This is a genomic window from Erwinia sp. ErVv1, assembly GCF_900068895.1.
Classification (GTDB): Bacteria; Pseudomonadota; Gammaproteobacteria; order Enterobacterales; family Enterobacteriaceae; genus Erwinia.
This window is the reverse complement of record NZ_CDPK01000020.1, coordinates 13,269-34,871: the sequence shown is the minus strand read 5'-3', so window position 1 is coordinate 34,871 and position 21,603 is coordinate 13,269. Positions and strand designations below refer to the sequence as shown.

15 protein-coding genes are annotated in these 21,603 nt (G+C 53.3%); 9 read left to right on the top strand and 6 right to left on the bottom strand.

The window, feature by feature from the left end; translation table 11 throughout:
* The first annotated feature begins 36 nt into the window (after positions 1 to 36).
* On the top strand, positions 37 to 639 hold the full coding sequence (locus tag A1830_RS19870) for a MaoC/PaaZ C-terminal domain-containing protein (protein WP_231877684.1): 603 nt from the start codon (positions 37 to 39) through the stop codon (positions 637 to 639).
* Between the two features lie 66 nt (positions 640 to 705).
* Here A1830_RS19870 and A1830_RS19865 read toward each other — a convergent pair whose 3' ends face one another.
* Positions 706 to 2,100: an MATE family efflux transporter gene (locus A1830_RS19865; protein ID WP_067710171.1), complete on the bottom strand. Its 1,395-nt coding sequence runs from the start codon at positions 2,098 to 2,100 to the stop codon at positions 706 to 708.
* Positions 2,101 to 2,447: 347 nt separating this feature from the next.
* Between A1830_RS19865 and edd the strand changes: the two genes are divergently transcribed.
* Together edd and A1830_RS19855 are read left to right on the top strand one after the other, a co-directional pair.
* A complete protein-coding gene (edd, locus tag A1830_RS19860; RefSeq protein ID WP_067710169.1) occupies positions 2,448 to 4,268 on the top strand; it encodes a phosphogluconate dehydratase in 1,821 nt (606 codons plus the stop codon).
* A gap of 12 nt (positions 4,269 to 4,280) precedes the next feature.
* On the top strand, positions 4,281 to 4,916 hold the full coding sequence (locus A1830_RS19855; protein WP_067710167.1) for a bifunctional 4-hydroxy-2-oxoglutarate aldolase/2-dehydro-3-deoxy-phosphogluconate aldolase: 636 nt from the start codon (positions 4,281 to 4,283) through the stop codon (positions 4,914 to 4,916).
* On the opposite strand, the gene aceK is transcribed toward A1830_RS19855, so the two are convergent.
* The 3 genes from aceK to aceB form a co-directional block, all read right to left on the bottom strand.
* The gene (aceK, locus tag A1830_RS19850) at positions 4,868 to 6,625 is read right to left on the bottom strand and encodes a bifunctional isocitrate dehydrogenase kinase/phosphatase (protein WP_067710165.1); all 1,758 of its coding nucleotides are present in this window, start codon (positions 6,623 to 6,625) and stop codon (positions 4,868 to 4,870) included. The genes A1830_RS19855 and aceK overlap by 49 nt on opposite strands.
* Positions 6,626 to 6,756: 131 nt before the next feature.
* A complete protein-coding gene (aceA, locus tag A1830_RS19845; protein WP_067710163.1) occupies positions 6,757 to 8,061 on the bottom strand; it encodes an isocitrate lyase in 1,305 nt (434 codons plus the stop codon).
* 32 nt (positions 8,062 to 8,093) lie between these two features.
* Positions 8,094 to 9,692, bottom strand: coding sequence for a malate synthase A (gene aceB / locus A1830_RS19840; RefSeq protein ID WP_067710161.1), 1,599 nt, complete (start codon positions 9,690 to 9,692; stop codon positions 8,094 to 8,096).
* A gap of 1,143 nt (positions 9,693 to 10,835) precedes the next feature.
* On the opposite strand from aceB, the gene A1830_RS19835 reads away from it, so the two are divergent.
* The 3 genes from A1830_RS19835 to A1830_RS19825 all read left to right on the top strand — a co-directional run bounded on the left by A1830_RS19835 (position 10,836) and on the right by A1830_RS19825 (position 13,441).
* On the top strand, positions 10,836 to 11,330 hold the full coding sequence (locus tag A1830_RS19835) for a hypothetical protein (RefSeq protein ID WP_231877683.1): 495 nt from the start codon (positions 10,836 to 10,838) through the stop codon (positions 11,328 to 11,330).
* 812 nt (positions 11,331 to 12,142) lie between these two features.
* A complete protein-coding gene (locus A1830_RS19830) occupies positions 12,143 to 12,604 on the top strand; it encodes an Hcp family type VI secretion system effector (RefSeq protein WP_067710159.1) in 462 nt (153 codons plus the stop codon).
* Between the two features lie 18 nt (positions 12,605 to 12,622).
* Entirely contained in the window at positions 12,623 to 13,441 is an 819-nt protein-coding gene (locus A1830_RS19825) for a DUF4225 domain-containing protein (protein ID WP_067710157.1), read from the top strand.
* On the opposite strand, the gene A1830_RS19820 is transcribed toward A1830_RS19825, so the two are convergent.
* Positions 13,419 to 13,748, bottom strand: coding sequence for a hypothetical protein (locus A1830_RS19820; RefSeq protein ID WP_067710155.1), 330 nt, complete (start codon positions 13,746 to 13,748; stop codon positions 13,419 to 13,421). The two genes, A1830_RS19825 and A1830_RS19820, sit on opposite strands and share 23 nt — an antisense overlap.
* A 1,426-nt stretch (positions 13,749 to 15,174) precedes the next feature.
* On the opposite strand from A1830_RS19820, the gene A1830_RS19815 reads away from it, so the two are divergent.
* Entirely contained in the window at positions 15,175 to 16,008 is an 834-nt protein-coding gene (locus tag A1830_RS19815; RefSeq protein WP_067710153.1) for an RNase A-like domain-containing protein, read from the top strand.
* A gap of 2 nt (positions 16,009 to 16,010) precedes the next feature.
* A complete protein-coding gene (locus A1830_RS19810) occupies positions 16,011 to 16,319 on the top strand; it encodes a contact-dependent growth inhibition system immunity protein (RefSeq protein WP_067710151.1) in 309 nt (102 codons plus the stop codon).
* A 208-nt stretch (positions 16,320 to 16,527) separates the two neighbouring features.
* On the opposite strand, the gene A1830_RS22805 is transcribed toward A1830_RS19810, so the two are convergent.
* The gene (locus A1830_RS22805) at positions 16,528 to 16,770 is read right to left on the bottom strand and encodes a hypothetical protein (protein WP_156485045.1); all 243 of its coding nucleotides are present in this window, start codon (positions 16,768 to 16,770) and stop codon (positions 16,528 to 16,530) included.
* Positions 16,771 to 17,661: 891 nt separating this feature from the next.
* Between A1830_RS22805 and A1830_RS19805 the strand changes: the two genes are divergently transcribed.
* Positions 17,662 to 21,486: a YobI family P-loop NTPase gene (locus A1830_RS19805; RefSeq protein WP_067710148.1), complete on the top strand. Its 3,825-nt coding sequence runs from the start codon at positions 17,662 to 17,664 to the stop codon at positions 21,484 to 21,486.
* Positions 21,487 to 21,603 lie beyond the last annotated feature (117 nt).

The following is a 21,603-nucleotide window of genomic DNA, read 5'->3' as shown; positions in this document are numbered from 1 at the left end:
TGGTTATTTAGGGGATACTTTTAAGGGGTTTTGATCGTGAACATACGTGGGGAAAATGCGGTAAAAATGGCTTCAGGCCGTGGTAATTGCGGCGCGACGGGGAAAGTGCCGACCACGGGAAACCCGCAGGCGGCAGGGAGTGCGGCGACAGCGAAAAATCCGGTGACGGCAGCAGGTCTGGCGGCGGCGACTGACCCCGCCCCGCCCCGGCTGCATTTTTGCGATCTTACCGTAGGCCAGGTGTTTCACAGCGCTGAGTATTACGTCGGCGCAGATGAAATCATCGAATTTTCAAAAAAATACGATCCCCAACCCTTCCATATGGACGACGAGCTGGCGAGGGATTCTATTTTTAATGGCCTGGCCGCCAGCGGATGGCATACCGTGGGAATTACCATGAATCTGCTGGTAAAAAGTCTGCCGCTGGCGAACGGCATTATCGGGACCGGGGTGGAAAAAATTAGCTGGCCCAGGCCGACGCGGCCCGGCGATATTTTGCGTATTAAAGCTAAAATCACCGAGATTGCGCCCTGTCCGCTGCGGCTGGACAGGGCACGGGTGAAAATTCACATCTGCACCTTCGGGCAGGACAACCGGCTGCGTCAGGATCTGATGGGGAACCTGCTGATCCTGAAATAGCCCATCGGCCGCAGAGACGCGGCGGGTTAATCTCAGCAATATCAGCCCGCGCGATCGTCAGCGAAGCTACTCGTCTGCGGTCACGTATTTGATGACCTGCGTGTTCTGCCAGTCCGTTCGGTTAAACCACAGGATGGTCATCACCGCCATAAACAGGTTGGTGAGCGGAAAGGCCCACCACAGCCCGGCAATACCCAGCGCGGTATTGTGCGACAGTACCCACGCCAGCGGGATTTGAACCAGCCACTGCGAAATCATTGCCAGCGTCATGGTGGTCATGGTGCGCCCTGCCGCCCGGAAGGTGCCGCAGAGCGCCATTTGCAGGCCAATCAACCCGTAGCTGGGGGCAATCGTATGCAGGAACTGCGAGCCATAATGGATGATGCTCTGCTGACCGGGCGTAAAGAACGCGATAAGAGAGGGCGCAAAGACAAACGCCAGCAGGCCGACGGCGCTCAGTCCGCAAAACGAAATGATCGCGCTCAGGCGTCCGATAGCGCGCGCGCGCTCAAACTGCCCGGCCCCGATGTTCTGCCCAACCAGCGCAGAGGTGGCTATCGACATGCCAATCGCCGGGACGATAACCAGCGCATTAATATTGTTTACCACCCCGTAGGACGCGGTCACCACCGTGCCCAGCAGCGTCACCATAAACATCATCACGTTGGCGCTCAGCGCATAGGTCACCAGCTCAATGGATGACGGCAGCCCGAGGCGAAATGCGCGGCTGATGGTTTCCAGCCGGGGCTTCATCGCCCGCAGGTGAATGGTGATCCCCACCCGGCCATAGCGCGCAAAGAGCAGCCCTACCCCCATCGCAAGGCACTGGTTGATCAGCGTGGCGATGCCCGCGCCGGTCACGCCAAAGGCGGGGATAATGCCCCAGCCAAAAATAAACAGCGGCGCGATAATCGCATTAAGGATCAGCGTGCCGAGCGTGATTAACAGCGGGATACGCACTTCGCCTGCTCCGCGCATCAGTGATTGCAGCATTGAAAAACCAAAGGTAAAGACCAGGCCACCCAGGGTAATGCGCAAAAAACTGAGCGCTGCGGCCATCACATCCGCCTCGGTGCCCAGCCGGTGCAGGATCCACGGGGCCAGCAGCTCGCCCGCCAGCGAGACGGGAAGCGCAAACAGCCACGCCAGCAGCAGCACCTGAGCGGCGATCTCATCGGCGAGACGTTGCAGACCGGCACCGATGCACTGGGCCACCAGCGTCGATCCGGCCACGCTCAGGCCAATTCCCATCGCAAAAGCCAGAAAGAAGATCGGCTGACTGACCGAGATCGCCGCCACGGCCTTATCGCCCAGCCGCCCGACCCAGAACGCGTCCACCGTGATATACCCGGACTGTAAAAGATTAGATAAAATAACCGGTATGGCGATTTTCAGCAGGGAGCGCAGTATCGATCCTTCCAGCAGAGTATTCGGTGCATTGTCAGTAACGGCGGAAGCCAAGAGTCAATTCCTTAACCTGTAATAGTAGCGAATCGCCCCGCACGGTGGCGAGCGGAGCAGCAGTAAACCTCATGAATATTGAAGTATTTCTGATAAATTGCCACTACTGAATGCGTTATTGATCCTAAATGCATTTATGAGGGCGCTGTCGCATTAGCCCAGATAGCGTCGGCATGTGCCCCCTTCGATATCTGCTGCACGAAAACTTGCACAAGATCATAAAGAGGTCGATTGGTTATCGCTTCCGATTGCACACGGCGAACTTTCCTACAACAATAGTCATAACCAAATGTTACCGGTAACAAACAGGCCGGGGCATTATGCTTTTTCCTTAGGGGAGCCGGGCAATGAACCTTCTTAACAGCACGCTAAACCGCGTTACCCAGCGTATTATCAAACGCTCTGCCGCCACCCGCAGCCGCTACCTCGCCCGTATAGACGCTGCGCGCGACCATACCGTTCACCGATCAATGCTCACCTGCGGCAATCTGGCCCACGGGTTTGCGGCCTGCCAGCCGGATGATAAGGCGGCCCTGAAGAATTTGGTTCGCAGCGATATCGCCATCATTACCGCCTACAACGATATGCTGTCTGCCCACCAGCCCTACGAACACTATCCTGAGAAAATCCGGCGTGCGCTGCGCGAGGTGGGTGCGGTTGGCCAGGTCGCTGGCGGCGTACCGGCGATGTGCGACGGCGTGACCCAGGGCCAGGACGGGATGGAGCTGTCGCTGATGAGCCGCGATATCATCGCGATGTCCGCCGCGGTAGGCCTCTCTCATAATATGTTCGACGGGGCGCTGTTCCTTGGTATCTGCGACAAAATTGTTCCCGGCCTGGTGATGGCCGCGCTCTCCTTCGGCCATTTACCGGCGGTGTTCATACCCTCTGGCCCGATGAACAGCGGCCTGCCCAATAAGGAGAAAGTCCGCATTCGCCAGCTCTATGCGGAAGGTAAGGTCGACCGCCGCGCGCTGCTTGACGCCGAAGCGGCTTCCTATCATGGTATCGGGACCTGTACCTTTTATGGCACCGCCAACTCCAACCAGATGGTGATGGAGATGATGGGCCTGCATCTGCCCGGTGCCTCTTTTGTGCATCCTGATACGCCACTGCGCGAGGCACTGACCGATGCCGCTGCCCGCCAGGTTACCCGTCTGACCAGCAGTGCGGGCAGCTATATGCCCGTTGGCAGGCTGGTGGATGAGAAAGTCATCGTTAACGGCATTGTTGGACTGCTGGCAACCGGCGGCTCGACAAATCTGACCATGCATCTGGTTGCCATGGCGCAGGCCGCAGGCATACTGATTAACTGGGACGACTTCTCCGAGCTGTCAGAAGCGGTGCCATTGCTGTGTCGGATTTACCCTAACGGCCCGGCGGATATTAACCAGTTCCACGCGGCGGGTGGCGTCGCGCTGGTTGTTCGCGAGCTGCTCGACCATGGGCTGCTGCATAACGAGGTCAATACCGTGGCCGGTTACGGTCTTGAACGCTATACCCAGGAGCCATGGCTCGAAAAGGGTCAGCTGGCATGGCGCGACGGTCCGACGGCATCGCTGGACGATAAGGTGATTGCCCGCGTGGCAGCGCCGTTTGAACAGCACGGCGGGACAAAGGTGATGTCGGGGAATCTGGGCCGCGCGGTGATGAAAACCTCCGCCGTCCCGGCAGACCATCAGCTGATTGAAGCGCCCGCCGTGGTGTTTAACAGTCAGCACGATATCCAGCCCGCGTTCGAGGCGGGCGAGCTGAATAAGGACTGCGTGGTGGTGGTGCGCTTTCAGGGTCCGCAGGCCAACGGTATGCCGGAGCTGCACAAGCTGATGCCACCGCTGGGCGTGCTGCTGGATCGCGGATTTAGCGTGGCGCTGGTGACCGATGGACGTCTTTCCGGCGCATCGGGTAAGGTACCTTCCGCCATTCACGTTACGCCGGAAGCCTGTACTGGCGGTATGCTGGCGAAAGTGCGCAATGGCGATCGCATCCGGGTGGATGGCCGCACGGGCGAGTTAACGCTGCTGGTGAGTGACGCGGCGCTGGCCGCGCGTGAAGCTGACCACCCCGATCTCAGCGCAGAACATATTGGCTGTGGCCGCGAGCTGTTTGGCGCGCTGCGCAGCCAGCTTTCCGGGGCCGAACAGGGCGCCTGCTGCATCAAATTTTAAGGGAACCATCAGATGAAAAACTGGAAAACGAGTGCTGAAACCATCCTGACCGCCGGTCCGGTCGTACCGGTGATTGTCCTGAATAAGCTGGAGCATGCGGTGCCGATGGCCCGGGCGCTGGTCGCGGGCGGCGTACGCGTGCTGGAGGTGACCCTGCGCACCTCATGCGCCCTGGAGGCGATTCGCGCCATCGCCCAGGAGGTGCCTGAGGCGATCGTGGGGGCCGGAACCGTGATCAATCCGCAGCAGCTACGCCAGGTGACGGAGGCGGGCGCGCAGTTCGCCATCAGTCCCGGCCTGACCCCGGCGCTGCTTGACGCCGCCTGTGCCGGTTCGATCCCCCTGATCCCGGGGATCAGCACCGTTTCAGAGCTGATGCTGGGCATGGATTATGGCCTGCGTGAGTTTAAGTTTTTCCCGGCCGAGGCTAACGGCGGCGTTAAGGCGCTCCAGGCCATCGCCGGCCCCTTCCCGCAGGTGCGCTTCTGCCCAACCGGGGGGATCTCTCCCGCCAACTACCGCGACTATCTGGCGCTGAAAAGCGTGCTCTGCATCGGCGGATCCTGGCTGGTGCCCGCCAGCGCCCTGGAGTCGGGCGATTACGCGCGGATTACCACGCTGGCGCGTGAGGCGGTTGGCGCAGCGTAGCGCTGACAGAAGCGCTGCCGACGGCGATAGGCGTAGACATCCTCAATGTGGCCTTCGCGGATGCGCTGCTGTACGCCCCGCCACCAGGACGCGCTAAACAGATCGCCGTGCATCTCATCAAACAGCGCGGCGATGGCGGGATCCGCGCAGAGATAGTGACGAAACTCCTCCGGGAAAATATCCTCCGGCGACACGCTATACCAGGGCTCGTGACTCAGCTCATCTTCCGGGTAGCGGGCCGTCGGAATATCGCGGAAGTTCACCTCCGTCATCGCGCTGATCTCGTCGTAATCATAAAACACCACCCGGCCATGGCGGGTGACGCCAAAATTCTTATACAGCAGGTCGCCAGGAAAAATATTGGCCGCCGCCAGCTGCCTGACCGCATTCCCATACTCCTCAATGGCATCGCGCCGCTGCTGCCCGCTGGCCTGCTCCAGCCAGAGGTTAAGCGGCGTCATCCGTCGTTCCAGATAAAGGTGGCTGATAATCAGCCTGTCGCCGTCAATGCGTAGCTTCCCGGCGATCGCCTGCATTTCAGCCAGCAGCTCATCGCTTATTCGCGCGCGTTCGATGGCGAAATGTTCAAATTCCTGCGTGTCGGCCATCCTGCCTACCCGATCGTGCTCCTTCACCAGCTGGTAGCACTGCCGCACCCGCTCCGGGGTCACCTCCTTCTGTGGGGCAAACCGATCCTTAATCACTTTGAACACCCGATCGTAACCCGGCAGGGTAAATACCAGCATCACCAGCCCTCTGACGCCAGGCGCAATCGCAAATTTATCCTGGGTGGTGGCGATCGCAGTGAGATATTCGCGATAGCACTCCGTTTTGCCATGCTTCTGACAGCCGATGGCCATATACAGCTCGGCGGTAGTTTTTTCCGGCAGGATCTCCCGCAGCCACGCCACCAGCGCCGCAGGCAGCGGGGCATAGACCATAAAGTAGGCGCGGGCGAAGCCAAAGACGATGCTCGCTTCACGTTTGCGGGTCAGGCAGGTATCAATCAGCAGCTCCCCCGCCTCGCTGCGATGCAGCGGCAGGAGGAAGGCGTACACGCCGGAGGGCAGATGCAGTTTACCTACCAGCCAGGCGGCTTTGTTACGGTAAAAAAGCTCCTGAAAAACCTGCAACCGCCCTGACGCCAGCTCCTGCGCCGGGAAATTTTCATGCAGATGCGCGACGACATAAGCAATGTCCCGCGCCCTGTCCTGCCAGGGCAGACGCAGGGGCAGCTCGCTCAGCACGCCTTCCAGCAGCGACGTCCAGCCGTTTTCAGCGGAAAATTCTTTTGCCAGCGGACGCGGAATAGCGCGGAAGCGCCCCTCCGGCTGGGAACTGAAGATAAACAGCCGCTCGGGCGTCAGCAGCTGATGGCCATACAGGCGGCAGTAAACCGAGTTGAAGAAGCTTTCGGCGATCTCAAAACGTGGGTAGTCGGCCAGCATATCGGTGTACAGCGCCTTAACCCGCAGCAGAAAATCACCGTCAAAGGCCTGCTGGCCGGTAATGCAGCGTAATTGTTCCACCACCAGCCCAACGTGGCGATCGTAAAGATGAATACGCGCTTTCATTGCCGCCTGAACGGCCACCCAGTCAGCCTGCTCGAAACGGTGCTGAGCGCCCGCCGTGATATCCAGGAAGCGTCCATACTGCGCATCGAATCCCTGAAGAATGGTTTGAGCGACCAGCGTTTCCAGGTGTGCCATAGCTCCCCCTCTACCCTGTCTGGCCGGCTGCTTTGGGTCAGCCGGCCATGCGCGATTACGTTTGTAATCCGTCATGCCTGCGGGCGCTGAGATATCAGGCGCGGATATGCCTGAGCGCCCCGCTGTCTCCGTCAGAACTGCTGCTCTTCGGTTGAGCCAGTCAGCGCGGTCACGGAGGAGACGCCCCCCTGAATAATGGTGGTGACGCTGTCGAAGTAGCCGGTGCCCACCTCCTGCTGGTGCGAGGAGAAACTGTAGCCCTGCTCGCGCGCGGAAAATTCCGGCTGCTGCACTTTTTCAACGTAGTGGCGCATCCCCTCGCCCTGCGCGTAAGCCTGCGCCAGGTCGAACATGTTGAACCACATGCTGTGGATGCCTGCCAGGGTAATAAACTGGAAGCGATAGCCCATCTCCGCCAGCGACTGCTGAAAATGCGCGATGGTGCTGTCATCAAGATTTTTCTTCCAGTTAAACGAGGGCGAACAGTTATAGGCCAGCAGTTTTCCGGGGAAGCGCGCATGGATGGCCTCTGCAAAGCGCTTCGCCGCCGCCAGGTCGGGCGTGGAGGTTTCGCACCACAGCACGTCAGCATAGGGCGCGTAGGCCAGCCCGCGGCTGATCGCCTGATCCACCCCGGCCCGCGTACGGAAGAACCCTTCCGGCGTGCGCTCGCCGGTAATAAATTCGCCGTCGTACGGGTCACAGTCGGAGGTGATCAGGTCGGCGGCATCGGCATCGGTACGCGCTATCAGCACCGTCGGCACGCCCATCACGTCGGCTGCCAGCCTGGCCGCCACCAGCTTCTGGATCGCTTCCTGGGTAGGCACTAATACTTTACCGCCCATATGGCCGCACTTCTTCGCGGAGGCGAGCTGATCTTCAAAATGGACGCCGCCGGCACCGGCCTGGATCATCGCTTTCATCAGCTCAAACGCGTTGAGCACGCCGCCAAATCCCGCCTCGGCGTCGGCCACGATGGGCAGGTAGTAATCGACGTAGCGCGGATCCTCCGGCGCTATTTCGCTGGCCCACTGGATCTGGTCGGCGCGCTGAAAGGTATTATTGATTCGTTCGACCACGTTCGGCACCGAGTTGGCCGGGTAGAGGGACTGGTCGGGATACATGCTGCCAGCGAGGTTAGCATCTGCTGCCACCTGCCACCCGGAGAGATAGATCGCTTCAATGCCCGCTTTCGCCTGCTGGAGCGCCTGCCCGCCGGTGAGCGCGCCCAGGCTGTTGATGTAGCCCTTCTTCGCGCCGCCGTTCAGCAGCGACCAGAGCTTTTCCGCGCCAAGCTGCGCCAGCGTACAGGCCGGGACGATCGATCCCCGCAGTTTTACCACTTCCTCTGCGCTGTAGGGGCGGATAATGCCCTTCCAGCGTGCGGTTTGCCAGTTCTGTTCTATCTGTTCAGTCTGTTGGGTGCGAGAAGTCATAGCGGGTGCCTCTTTTTGATTAACGTGGGAGATCAGTGAAGTAAGCGATAACCCGGCAGCGTCAGGAATTCGATCAACCCGGATTCCGTGGTTATGTGTTCCATCAGGTCGGCCGCTTCGCTAAAGCGCCCCTGGCAGTAGCGCTGGTCCCCCAGCTCGTCCTGAATGACGCGCATCTCTTCTGCCAGCATCTGGCGGAACAGCGCAGCGGTGACCACCTCGCCGCTTTGGAGCGTTTTGCCATGGCGGATCCACTGCCAGATTGAGGTACGGGAGATTTCAGCCGTCGCGGCATCTTCCATCAGGCCGTAAACCGGCACGCAGCCGTTACCCGAGATCCAGGCCTCGATGTATTGCACTGCTACGCGGATGTTGGCGCGCATCCCCGCTTCCGTGCGCTCACCGGCACAGGGTTCAAGAAGCTGTTCCGCGGTAATTGGGGGATCGTCCTCGCGCAGCACGTCGAGCTGATTTTGCCTGTCGCCCAGCGCGTCGCTGAACAGCGTCATGACGGCGTCCGCCAGTCCCGGATGGGCAATCCAGGTGCCGTCATGTCCGTTAGCCGCCTCACGTGCTTTGTCAGCCCGCACGCGGTTGAGCACCCACTGATTACGCTCGGCATCTTTGCTGGGGATAAACGCCGCCATGCCGCCCATCGCAAAAGCGCCGCGTCGGTGGCAGGTTTTAATCAGCAGGCGGGAGTAGGCATCAAGAAAGCCTTTATCCATTGTGACCAGCTGGCGATCGGGCAGAACGCGATCCGAATGGTTTTTCAGGGTTTTGATGTAGCTGAAGATATAGTCCCAGCGGCCGCAGTTGAGACCGACGATATGATCGCGAAGATGAAACAGGATTTCATCCATCTGAAATACGGCGGGCAGCGTTTCAATCAGCAGCGTGACCCTGATGGTGCCGCGCGGCAGGCTGAAACGATCTTCAGCGTAGCTAAAGACGCGATGCCACCATGCGGCCTCCTGCCAGCTCTGGGTTTTTGGCAGGTAGAAGTAGGGGCCGCTGCCTTTCGCCAGCAGGGCCTCAACGTTATGGAAGAAGTAGAGCGCAAAGTCGAACAGGCTGGCGGGGATCGGCTCGCCCTGCCAGGTGACGTGCTTTTCCGGCAGGTGCAGGCCACGGACGCGGCATACCAGCACTGCAGGGTCGGGCTTGAGCTGATAGATTTTGCCCGCCTCGTTGCTGTAGCTGATGGTGCCGTTGACTGCATCACGCAGATTGATTTGTCCCTCTATCACTTTTTCCCAGCTGGGTGCCAGCGAGTCCTCAAAATCTGCCATAAAGACGTCAACATTGGCGTTTAGCGCGTTGATGATCATTTTGCGTTCTACGGGCCCGGTAATTTCTACCCGGCGACGCTGAAGATCGGTCGGTATTGGGCGGATTTTCCAGTCGGCGTTTTTAATGGAATCCGTTTCCAAAAGAAAGCCTGGCAGCTCCCCGTCATCATAACGTGCCTGCGTTCGTTCTCTTTCTTCCAGTAACGCATTCCGCTGGGGGGTGAATTGCTCCACCAGCGCGCTAAGAAAGTCGATGGCCGCATCGGTAAGGATTTCCTTTTCGGCCCTGCCGAAGGGGCGTTGGAACGCCAGTTCCCGGCTGATAACCTGTTGTGTCATAGCTCCACTCCCGTCATCTAAGCTGTTTGCCTGCGTCCCGACGCGGGCCTGTTTTGCCGCTGTGTATTTATTGACCGGCTGTTCCAAATATAATCATTCGATTTCTAAAATCAAAAACTATTTCCATTTTTAACTGGTGATCGTTGTAACTTTATGATTTTGTGATTAATAAATTTTATTTATGAAAGGAAGGTGTTTTCATATAAGGGGATTGCGGTCATGGGGGCGTCAGGGTCATTGCGTTCGGGCCGGGGATGAGTAGAAAAAAGCAGGGGAAAGGGCTCTGAAGTTGGCCGGGGTGTCCGGTGCTGCAAAGGCCGGGGAGTCGCCTGCGGGTGGGGCCCGGTGCTGCGAAGTTCGGTGGTATCGCCTACGGGAGGGGCCCGGTGCCTGGCGGTCCTCGCGCCGCGCGTGGCGCGGTGCCTTCGCTCCGCTCGTCGACCTTTCGGACCGGGCATGACGGGTCGTCCCTGTCCCGGCATGCCCTTGGGCCAGCATCCCTGCTGGCCCATCCGGGTCTTCCTCCCTGCGCTCTGCGCTGCGGATTGCCTGTCACCGGGCCCCTCCCGCCGGCTCCTTTTACAATATGCTCGCTGTAGGTTGAAGCGGTTCAGGATATTCCTTTTGCAATGTGCTGGCTGGGGGTTGAAGTGGTTTAGGATATTCCTTTTGCAATATGCTGGCTGTAAGTTAAGCCATTGATAGTTAGATTCTTTGTTGTTTGATGTGGCTAAGCAGATTAGCCAAAAACAGTGGGTATGATCGAGGCAGCCCCTGACATGGGGGTAAACGGCGTTCGAAGCCCAGTTAAACGGAAACTTATGATAAGAACCTAGCCATATGATTTTTAGTCCGTAAAGTTGTGGCATTGTCAGTCAGATTTACGTTGATCTGATTAACGGGTTTATTAACACAAGATGTGCCGAAAACCGCATGATTACTGGCATCAACGGAAAGAGTAAACAAAACCCTCGTGATCATTACTCGCTCAATCTGCTCAAAAAATGCACTTAGCGTACGATCTCGCACGGTTGGGCTTCAAACCCCTACGACGTGGCGCTTAATGCTCTGAGAGTTCTTGAGCAGCTGGATTATGTTGTTATCCATCGCGATCGTGACACGGACTCGGGCCAGAACAAGCCGATGCGTATCTTTCTCACTGAAACCTTCTTTACCACCCGCGGCATGTCCGTAGAGAATATCCGTGAGTGGCTGCACAAATACCGACAGTGGGCGGTGGCTTCAGGTGTGGCCGAATCGATGCGCGACAAATACGCCCGTCACCAGCTCAGGATGGCCCGTATGGGCATTAGTATCGACAGCCACCACTCTCTGAAGAACCGCCTTAAGCAGATAAAACGCTGGGTGGTTAATGCTGACCTGCGCGCAGAGAAACAGCGCGTTACCTCCGACATTGAGCGCGCGCTTGACGGACAAGCTGACAAGCTGAGCCCGCGCAAAGGCTACGATCGTTATCAAAATGCCTGGCGTCGCTATACTGCCGGCGGCGAACTGACGATGGTTATGCAGATGAAACTGGAACAGGACCTAAGGGCTGAATTCCCGCAGCTGCAGGTGACTGATGCAGAAAAGCATTACCGCCTGCTGCTTGAGCGTGCCGGCGTACCGCTGTCCTGATCAACTCTGGTTCCTGACTTACCCTTCACATCCCCGCGATTTTCGCGCGTCTTATGCTGGCACTTTCCGGTCTCCGGGTGCCCGGCAGGATGCCCCCTGCGCGCAATATGGACAAAACCCATCACACAGCCCTCATCCGCAGTTAATTTTCTCTGCTCGTGCAGCTAAATGCCCTGCCAGTTTTTCTTCAGTATCAGTTAACTTCGAAACCTGTATGTTACGACGCAATAGACATCAGTTAACTTCGAAATATATCCTTTTGAATCTGTTAATTTCGAACGTTACTTCTGAACAAAACATGCTTTCTAAAGAAAGAGCATTCGGAGCCCGCTACGCAGGGCGTCTGATAAAAGCAAAAAAAGGTATCTTCAGCTTCAGATAACCCTCAGCCCTACTGAAAAGCCTCGCCGCTCCGGGCCATAGGCCCGGAAAAGAGTGGCTTTATAATGCGTCCTGTAACTAAACATCGATATCGCTTCAGGAGTAATGCCTGGGCTACTGATTACACTCACGTAAGCGCTAGAGGCGCTAACGCGGAAATACGCCCGGTCTGCGACCGGATCACTCCGACAGCGCAGATTAAGCTTCTTCATCGCTGGTAGCTGGTCTGGTTTAGCAGGGCTGGAGGTTGGATTGGTGATATCTATCAATGCAGGCCAGCTGACGCCGCGTCACCGGCACCAGCTGGCGACTGCGTTATTTTCAGCTCCTGCTGGCGCCTTCATGCGCTAACGCGCATCAGAAAAGATGCGTCAGGGTTCAACTTTTCAGGTCCGGTGGTATATTAGAAAAATTAATAAAATTCGCAGGATATGGCCATGAACAATTTATTCATGAAACTTGATAACGTTTCCGGTGAGTCCAGAGATGCCGGTCATTCAGGCTGGACGGATATTCAGTCATGTCACTGGGGCGTGAGCCGGAGCGAAGCCGGTAACAAGGGTGCTAACCACCAGAACCTTATCGTTCACGCCGCCGTTGATAAATCCACGCCAACGATTTTCTTATACGGCTCAAACGGCAATAAGATCAGAAAAGTCGAGATTTCCGCCTGCAAGGCGGGCGGTACTCAGGTGGAATATTATCGCATCACGCTGGAGAACGTCTTTGTAGCCGGGGTTATGCTGACGGACTGCGGAGAAACTTCAGTTGTACAATATGAATTTCAGGCGGACGCCGTAAAAATCCAGTACTGGGAGCAGGGAACTGCGGGCGGGAAAGGCGCCGAAACACGCTCCGGTTGGGATATCAAAAATAACACATCATCATTCTGAGCACAGGGAGATTTTCAGATGGATACAGCGCTGTTATCAATGATGCGGTCGGGCGGAAGAAACCGGGCCTGGGCTGAAACCATGGTCAACCTGGAAGCCCGCAAGCTGGTCAGCCTGGCCAATCAGCTGGCCGGCATGCACCTTAGCGACGGGCTGACGCGCGTGAAGTTTGTGGAAGAGATCAAGAGCGTTATCGACCAGCAGTTTTCCACAACCCGCCGGGCAAAGACGGATGAAGAATGTGTGGCCTGCATCTCCGTTCTGAGGTCCGAACTGGAAAATCTGAAGGAGCAGGACCAGCAGCTGCGCATGAAGGCCGCCAGGCTGTATGCGAAGGTCGAGTTCGTCCGGGAAAACAATAAAATTGTGGGCTACGTCATTTCTGCTGTTAACGTGGTTCTGTCCGGCATCGAAATAGCTGCTGGTTTAACGCTTATCAGTTCTATGACGCCTTTGGGCGTTCTGGCCGGTGCCGTTCTGGTTACTGATGGTGCAAACGGGATAAGCAAAGAAATTGCGTACCAGGTAATGGATAACAAGAACTCGGAAGGGCTGGTTGCTGATGCTGCAATGTCCACGGCTGAATTCATGGGGTTCAGCCGTAACAGCGGACTGGGGATCTATAAATCAGTCTCGCTTGTGGCAAATGCATACAGCGTATTCGGTCTGTTCAGACGCCCCGGAACCTGGCGCTTATTTCGATATCTGCCTGCGGATTATTACAGGAAGGTAAGCACGATGAGCCGTCCGAAACTCACGATGAAAATCATCGGTTATGGCGTTAAAACCAAGGTCATAATTGACCTGTTATCGGTTAACGGCGCTGTTCAGAATTAATGAATAACTTGCGATAGCGCCATGACCTGTATGCAAGTTTTGCTGGCGCCAGGTACCATATAAATGGCAATACAATAGCAAGCGTGGCTGCAAGCGTGATGATGGTATCAATTGATGCCAGCATCAGCGTGAGAGCGAGTACAGTAAAGGCAACGACAGTAATCCATTTTGAGGCGTTATAGCGGTTAGCAAGAGCATGGGTCACGGAATCCAGCGTTCCGCCATAGTTAGCAATATTGTTTTTCAGTTTTTGCAAATCAGCGTGGCTGAATCCTGACTGCAAAAGCTGTTCTTCGGTAATTTTCATGTCAATCCTTTATGAAAATTGAATCATTGGTGTTAATTTTATCATGACGGTGGCCCAAGTCGGGCCCCGATGTTGTCCTGCCATTGGCTGCCGGGCAACAGGAATTTTCACTGAACGATAGTATAGTCCGGCGCCACATAAGCTTCGTTTGCTCGCATTTTAAAGTTACGATAACGCTGTTATGCATTGCAGGTAACCTAAAGAGCCCCTGCATGGCATATCCTGCCGTCCTCTGAGGGGAGTATTCCTGATGCTTAATATACTTGAACTGTTGTCTGACATTCTCATCTGGTGGCCGACCCGGGAGAAAAAGCGCACTCGCAGGATATCAGGTGATAAAAACGGGATTGCGCCCCTTGAGTACAGGCCTCTCAGCAATATTTCGGGAGAAAATCCTGTGGATCGTTCTCATCCCCTGAAAAAAGAGTCTGACGCTCAGTAGAGGGGTTTGAAGGCCAATGGAACGAAAACGTACGTTAGTGAAGTAAATNCTGTGGATCGTTCTCATCCCCTGAAAAAAGAGTCTGACGCTCAGTAGAGGGGTTTGAAGGCCAATGGAACGAAAACGTACGTTAGTGAAGTAAATGTCTGATATATCGAACATAATGGACTTATGAAAATGCCCTCAAAATGGTGTCTTTTTGATCGAAATATGGCATTTAACGGACAGTATTGTCTACTAATCGATTTTTCAGACGTTCATTTTTCGCTTACCGTACGTTTTCGTACGGCTGGCCCTCAAACCCCAAAGAGTATCCGGAGCCCGCTACGCAGGGCATCTGGATAGCTCCCTTCGCTTTGCTCAGGGCAACTCCTGCAGCTTCTTCAGCAACAGAACCATACGCCGTAAAAAGAAGAAGTAGCACCACGGACAAGCCGTGGCAGAACTCACCTCACGTACCCGACAAACACGTCTCAAAGACGCAAAGCAAAAGCCGGATGCAGCTTCAGATAACACTCAGCCCCACTGAAAAGCCGCCCCGCCCCGGGCCAAAGGCCCGGAACAGAGTGGCTTTAAAATGATTGTTGTAACTAAATACCTGAGTGGCTGCAGGGAGTATCGCGACAGGTGATTGTGTACACGCCCGTAAGCGGCCCTGACGGCCCGCATAACGCGGAGATACGCCCCGGCTGCGGCTACGCCTTGCCGTGACCACTTCGACGGCGCATGTGAAGCTTCTTCATCGCTGGCAGCGGGTCTGGCCTGGCAGGGAGAGGGGTGGGATAGGTGAAATCTATCAATACGGAGCGGCTTCGCCGCGTCACCGGCGCCATCGAAAAACGGTGTTATTTGCAGCTCCGGCAGGCGCCTCCATGCGCTTATGCGCATAAGAAACTCTTCGGCCTGTTTGTGATTTATTCTGCGGAAACAAATATGCCATTGCTGATATAATCGCGACTCAATTAAGGAAGAAAGGAATGTCACATGGATAAGGATGAAGGTGTGAAGATTGTCATGTCCCCGGTACAACTGGCGGCGCTTTTATCTGACAAAAGCGTCAGCGAGGGAGAAACCATGAGTAACCGACTCTATGGTGGTCTGGGACTTGGCAGCGGCATTGTTGAAATGTTTGGGGCCGGTGCGATGTGTATCGTACCGGAACCTACGATGCTGACCAAAGTGGGATGCGTCATCGTGGGCACTCATAGCCTCGATACAATCCAGTCCTCCCTGCGTCAGGTCTGGTCCGGGCGTGATACCCGCAGTGATACGTATAACGCGGCGGTTTCACTGGCCAGCTCTCTGGGGGCTGACAGAAAAACGGCAATGAAGGTGGGATTTACGGTCGATCTGGCCATCCCTGTTGCATTTTCACTCGCAATAGGTGCCGTGCGGGTTATTGCGATCAGAAGTGGCCGGATAAAGTTGTCGTCTTATGAGGCTTCTTCCGGAAGCCGTTCTGGCGGGCACGCCATTGAAAAGCATGCAGGTAAATCAGCAGATGAGTTATTTGCACGACTGGAGTCGTCCCCGAGGCTCATGCAGTCGAGTAGCTTCATCTCAGTGCAGGATGCAGAAATCCTTATTTCAAAAGTACTCAGGAACAATAAAAATCAGATTGCCATTCTGGCTAAAAATGTCCCACAAGGACAAAATCTTAAAATGATATTCGACGGCAGCTTTGCCAGGAAGACAGGCATTTCTGTTAGCAGAGGGGCAGAAGAAGTTAAAGATTGCTATAAGGTCCGTGTGGTCCTCAAGTTTGAATACTGGCACGGGAAACCCTATTTCGTGCTGACGTCTTTCCCGATGGTATAGGCATGAAAAATTTAAATACGTTCGGGCTGGACAGCCTGATAGCCATTTATTTTGGGCAGGATTACGATCTGTTTGGTAGCGGCGAGAGTGTCAGTGCCCAAATTGACGCCTGGATTTCTGAAACCCCTGCTGCTTTCAGGGAGGGGATGCTCGGTGATATAGAGCAGTTCTGCCGGGAATGTGATGATGTTGATGAAGATTTCGAGGCCCGCTATGGGGATGATTTTTCGACAGCTCTGTGGGACACGACTCCGGGCGATTTTCTTGAATTGCTGAGGGAAAAAATAAAAGCTTCCCTGCCGGGATATTGAGCAGGGGGAGACGCCGGAATCGCAGATTTTCCGTTATCGGCCCAATGGCATCAAAGAGGTTTGAGGTCCAGTTAACGTGTGAAACTGTTCCGTTGAGCGTCAAGCCCCTATAAAGGGCAGCATCCAAAAATAAGGTGATTAAAAAGGCCACTTTTACAGCCGAAAAGTATTATTTTGTATAAAGCTTCTGTAATTAAATGAAAAACAATTATTTTAATGAAATTCTATTAAATTCAGGGTTGTATTTTTTCCAGCATTCCCACTCTGCCCATGTAAATTTACGATTAGCACAACCCAAACATGCACATTCACCCCCATTGGCATCACACCATAGACGTGGGTAATACCCATAGATTTCTTTGAATTCGTCAAACTTGAATTTAACAATTGGGTAATCTGATTTACTAAGGCCTTTACTTATTTTAAATGGGTGTTTTGTAATATCACTCACAATTTCTCCTAATCTAATTTATAATCCGAAAATAGTAATAACATCCATCAATTCCTTTTAATTATCTGACGTCTATTATAAAACATTTAATGTGCATCTGCTGGAGTAATGCACTTATTTATACGTCCGTTAGTGGGTTGAGGGCCAATGGGAATGACCGCTTAACAGCGGTAACTGTTCCACTGAGCCTCAAACCCCAATATTCATGTGCAACTCTTCTTTTGAAATTAAGAACTGAGGATAAATATAAAGCTACCAGCCATAGAAAACGCTCAACCATAAGATTTAGCATGTTACCTATAGCGATTTTTTTGCAAAGTCGGGATAATATTACCATCTTTATGAAGCGTGTCATTCAAAACCTGTTCCCTTTAACTCGAGTCAAGATATAAGTATCTTATCCTGTCCGAAGTACGATGAAACCAGAACTTACTATTATGAAGTAAGTGACTAATATACATATAAATATAATAAAAATAGCCGCAATTTGGAAATGGCGTTTTTAATCTAAAAGTGGGGTTTCACGGACAACACTGTCAACTGAACGATCGATTGTACGCTCATTTATACTTTTACCGTGCGTGTTCATGCAGTTAACCCTCAAACCATAGAGTCAGTATCTTATGTGATTTCCCACGCTCCCTGCATTACCGTTCGTGTTAGGCCCGTGGGCATGGTGCAGCTTCTGCTGTTTGCTGAACTATATGGTATATTCCCGTACGACAGAATTCAGCGCACCGTTGTGCGATGCGAGATGCAGGCCACATCTGCTTAACCTGCCACTGTGTATCAGGTTTGAGTTTTAAGTTAACTGATCACCCACCCGCGCGTCCACCCTGTGACGACATTGGACTTTTGTTGCAAATTTCATAGCAGGGATCAATTGAAGGAATGATGATGGAAGAACGTAATAGAAGATTTTTGGAATATGCTGCAGGCAGGCTGAATAAGCTGGCTTCAAGAATTGAAGAATACCTGAAACTGGATGCCCCCCCACCTTCATCGAAATATACCGCGCTGACGCCATCTAAAATTGAAGGCCCGAATGAATACTTCTCCGCCATGGACTATGCGCTGTTACAAAAAGATGTCAGGAACATTGCGGTAACGGGAGCTTATGGCGCCGGCAAAAGCACCATTATTAGTTCCTACATGGATACGATCAGTAAAGGGCGGCACATCAGCGTCTCTCTTGCCGGTTTCGATATGGAAAAAAAGGGTGATCCTAAACCACAGGAGGTGGAGTTAAGCATCCTTCAGCAGATCCTCTACAAAGAAAACAGTGACGCGCTCCCTGACTCCAGGATAGACCGCATTCTTAACAGAAACGGGAGGCACATCAGACGGGTTTTCTTCTCGGCCTTAAAGCTCGCGGTTCCGCTCAGTCTCCTGCTGGCGTTCATTTTTCCGGATAAGGCCCTCAGTATTGCAGGTATACCCGCCAGCATTGTCAGCTGGTTTGACTGGGTAGTTCCGCTTAAGCCATTTTTTCTGCTGTTTTCATTCGGCTTTTCACTTTACTCTATTTCCGCATTCACCTCTCGGATAGGAATATTTGACAAGAAAATAAAGCTCAACAAAATTTCGATTCTGAGCGGAGAGGTCGAGACCGGAAGCGGTGAATCAAGCTCTCTTCTCAATAACTGCCTCGACGAGATGGTTTACTTCTTTTCAAAGATTCAGGACTACCGCATCGTGGTGTTCGAAGACCTCGATCGCCTCAAAGATCATGATATTTTTGTAAAACTAAGAGAAATAAACACAATAATAAACAACAATCTTTCTGAAGATAACCCGCTGCGTTTTATTTACGCCGTCAGGGACGATGTTTTTCCCGGTGCTGAATCACGCACGAAGTTTTTTGACTTTATCATCCCTGTCGTTCCTGTTATGGATGTAAGAAATGCTTTTTCCCTGTTAAATGACAAGCTGGGTGGGAGCGTTGCAGGGATTCAGGAGTGCCTGCGGGGAACGGCAATGTATATAAACGATATGCGAAGCCTCCAGAATATCGTCAACGAATACCTCATATTCGAAAGTGTGGTTGATAATACTAAACGAAAAGTCAATATTTACAGCCTTGTTTTTTACAAGAATATATTTTCCCATGACTACGGACTGATTGACAGGGGAATAAGTGTGCTGTATCGGTTTGTAGATCATTACCGTCAACTCAGGTTGCATGATGAACACTTTTTAAACTTAGAGGAAAGAGTGTCGCTTCTTTCTTCTAAGTTAAATGCAACTATTGACGAGCACGCTAGTACATCTCAGGAAATCAGGGAGGATATTATCTCTTCACTTATTCCAGAAAGGTTGAGGGGGCTTGTAAAATTGCAATATCCTATTGTTAATGGTTTCAATTCTCGCCATCATATATATGATATGAATAAACTCATCAGTAGTGAAAAGGACTTTATTGAGTTTCTGGAGAATAAAGTAAGGATAGAATTCGTAGGTTATGGTAATAACAGTAATACACAACATCAATTATCCGAATCTGAAAGGACGGCTCTGTTGAGTGATTACGAAAGACGGAAGACTCTCATCGGAGATGACAGAAGCAAAGCCCTTCAAAAGGTAAAATCAGACCTGGCCGAAGCTAAGGAAAAACAGCGTCGGAAAAAAACGATATCGCTGTCCGGCCTGGTCTCGCTGATGACTCTGGAACAGTTCTCCGCCAGAGCCGATGGCTATCTTGACGATCTGGACACGCACACATTTCTGTCCGAAGAGAAAAAGAAACTTATTCGGGACGAAATGCGCTACGGCGGGACCAAAGCGCTGTATCTGTTGCTGTCCCGGGGGTTCCTCGACCAGGATTACATGCGTTCACGCTCCGTTTTCCATGAGGGCGGCCTGTCTGTTAATGATAACGAATTCATTAAGCAAATTCCTCTCGGCCTCTCGTTCGAAAAATCGAATGACAGCCACGTCATAGATGACGTCAGGGGGGTTATTGACGAAATCTGCATACAGCATTTCCTGCATTTTGATGCGGTACTGCATCATCAAATTCTTGCTTATCTGCTCCAAAAAGACGTCAGCAGCCTTGATGACATGATTGCCGCGCTGTTTGGTAAAGCAGGTGACAGGATTCTTGAAGTGCTGAACGCGCTGGAAGATCGCTTCAGGGAACCAGACAGCTACGTCCTGCTTCTTCTTCGTATTCTCGATAAAAACCGTTACCTGAATGATTTGATTACCCACCTTCAGGCCGCGGATAAAAGCGATGAAAATACCCGGCTCGCGGCGGCGGTGGTCTCATATGGCAAGGCAGGCTGGGCGGATAATCGCGACGCGTTCCGGGATTACGTTGAGGCGCTCGGTCCCGGTATCGTGCACCATGTCCAGGCACCGCGCATGCAGGCATTCCTCACCCTCATCCGCAGCCTGGGAGTGCGCTATGAAACGTTTACACCCGCCGCCAGTGACGGGGAGCGGGAGCTCCACTGCTTCGCAGGGGCACACCATTTATACCGGCTTACCAGTGAAAATGTCGGGCACGTTCTGTCGGCGCGCCTGAGCTCGCACGGATATACCGTCAGTGAATGCCGAGAACTCCCCTGGTCACTGGCATCCTCGCACGATGAGGCGACGCATCAGTACTTCCTGCAGGATCCGGAGACGTTTGTCAGAGAGGTGTTTCTGACCTCTCAGGAAGATGCCGCGGCCGCTAATGCCGTACTTCTCCTCACTCCCCTCAGCGATGACCTGAAGTTAAGGATCGTCAGGGAAATGAGCTTCTGCCTTGATTCGCTGGCGGATATACCCCGTGAGCCCGGGGCTGAAGAAGACGGCGTAACGCTTTCGTTTCGTGACCTGTTTTACCGCTATGACCGCGTTTATGCCCGCTGGGCTGAGCTGCTGGAAGACCTTGAAAACGGCGGCGATCTGAAGGTGATTACGGGCTTTATGGCCCGCCATGCCGACATACTGGGTGAGGACCGCCTGGAGGATTATGATGAAAAAATGTACGCCAATGCCTATCAATATGTTATCTGCAATTTTGGATTAGATGAGAACAGCTATAAAAAAATACTCAGAAATACTGAAGTCAGAACCGAAATGTTTGACAATAAAATAACAGCGGCTGTCATCATCCGGCTTCTGAAAAACAGTAAAGTAGAACTTAATAAAATTAATTACAGCAACGTTATTAGCCGTGCAGGAACCGGTGCTGACATGCTTGAGGCGATAACTTTCTGGTTTAGTTGTTATCAGGAAGAGTTCATGGCCGACAGCGCAGTCTATCTTCAGGCCACTGAGGATAATAATGTTTTTGAACTATTGCTGAAGAGTATTATTGGAAGCAATTATTTCCCGGATGACATGAAAAAGGCATTAATCATTCAGCAGACGGAATATTATCTGTCGCTTCCAGATGATGAGCTGACACTCTCTGAGGAGCAGAAACTTGGCGTATTTTATCTTTCTCAGGATGAGATGTTTAAAATTAAAATCATGCGTTCGCTCATATTGTCAGGATACCGTAACAGAGCGGTACTGGGACAGATGGCTGAAAAAATGCAGGAGAGCGAACTGAAGAAAATATTCATCAATCAAACCAGCGCGACGCTTACCCTTAATGACCGGGACAGCTGCATTCCACTACTCGATGATTTGCGTCAGGCCGGAATGATAAAAGCTTACGCCCTCCGTGATGAGGATAGAATCTTTCTGACGATTGGGGACTCCGCTACCGGCGAGTCTTAACAGACCACTCAGCCGGTTACGGGCCTGCACCCGTACTGGCTGCTACTTCACCACGTATCCTTATCTACCGGCTCTAAGGCCCTTTCCGCTTTCCGTTATACCCGGAAAGACGGCGTC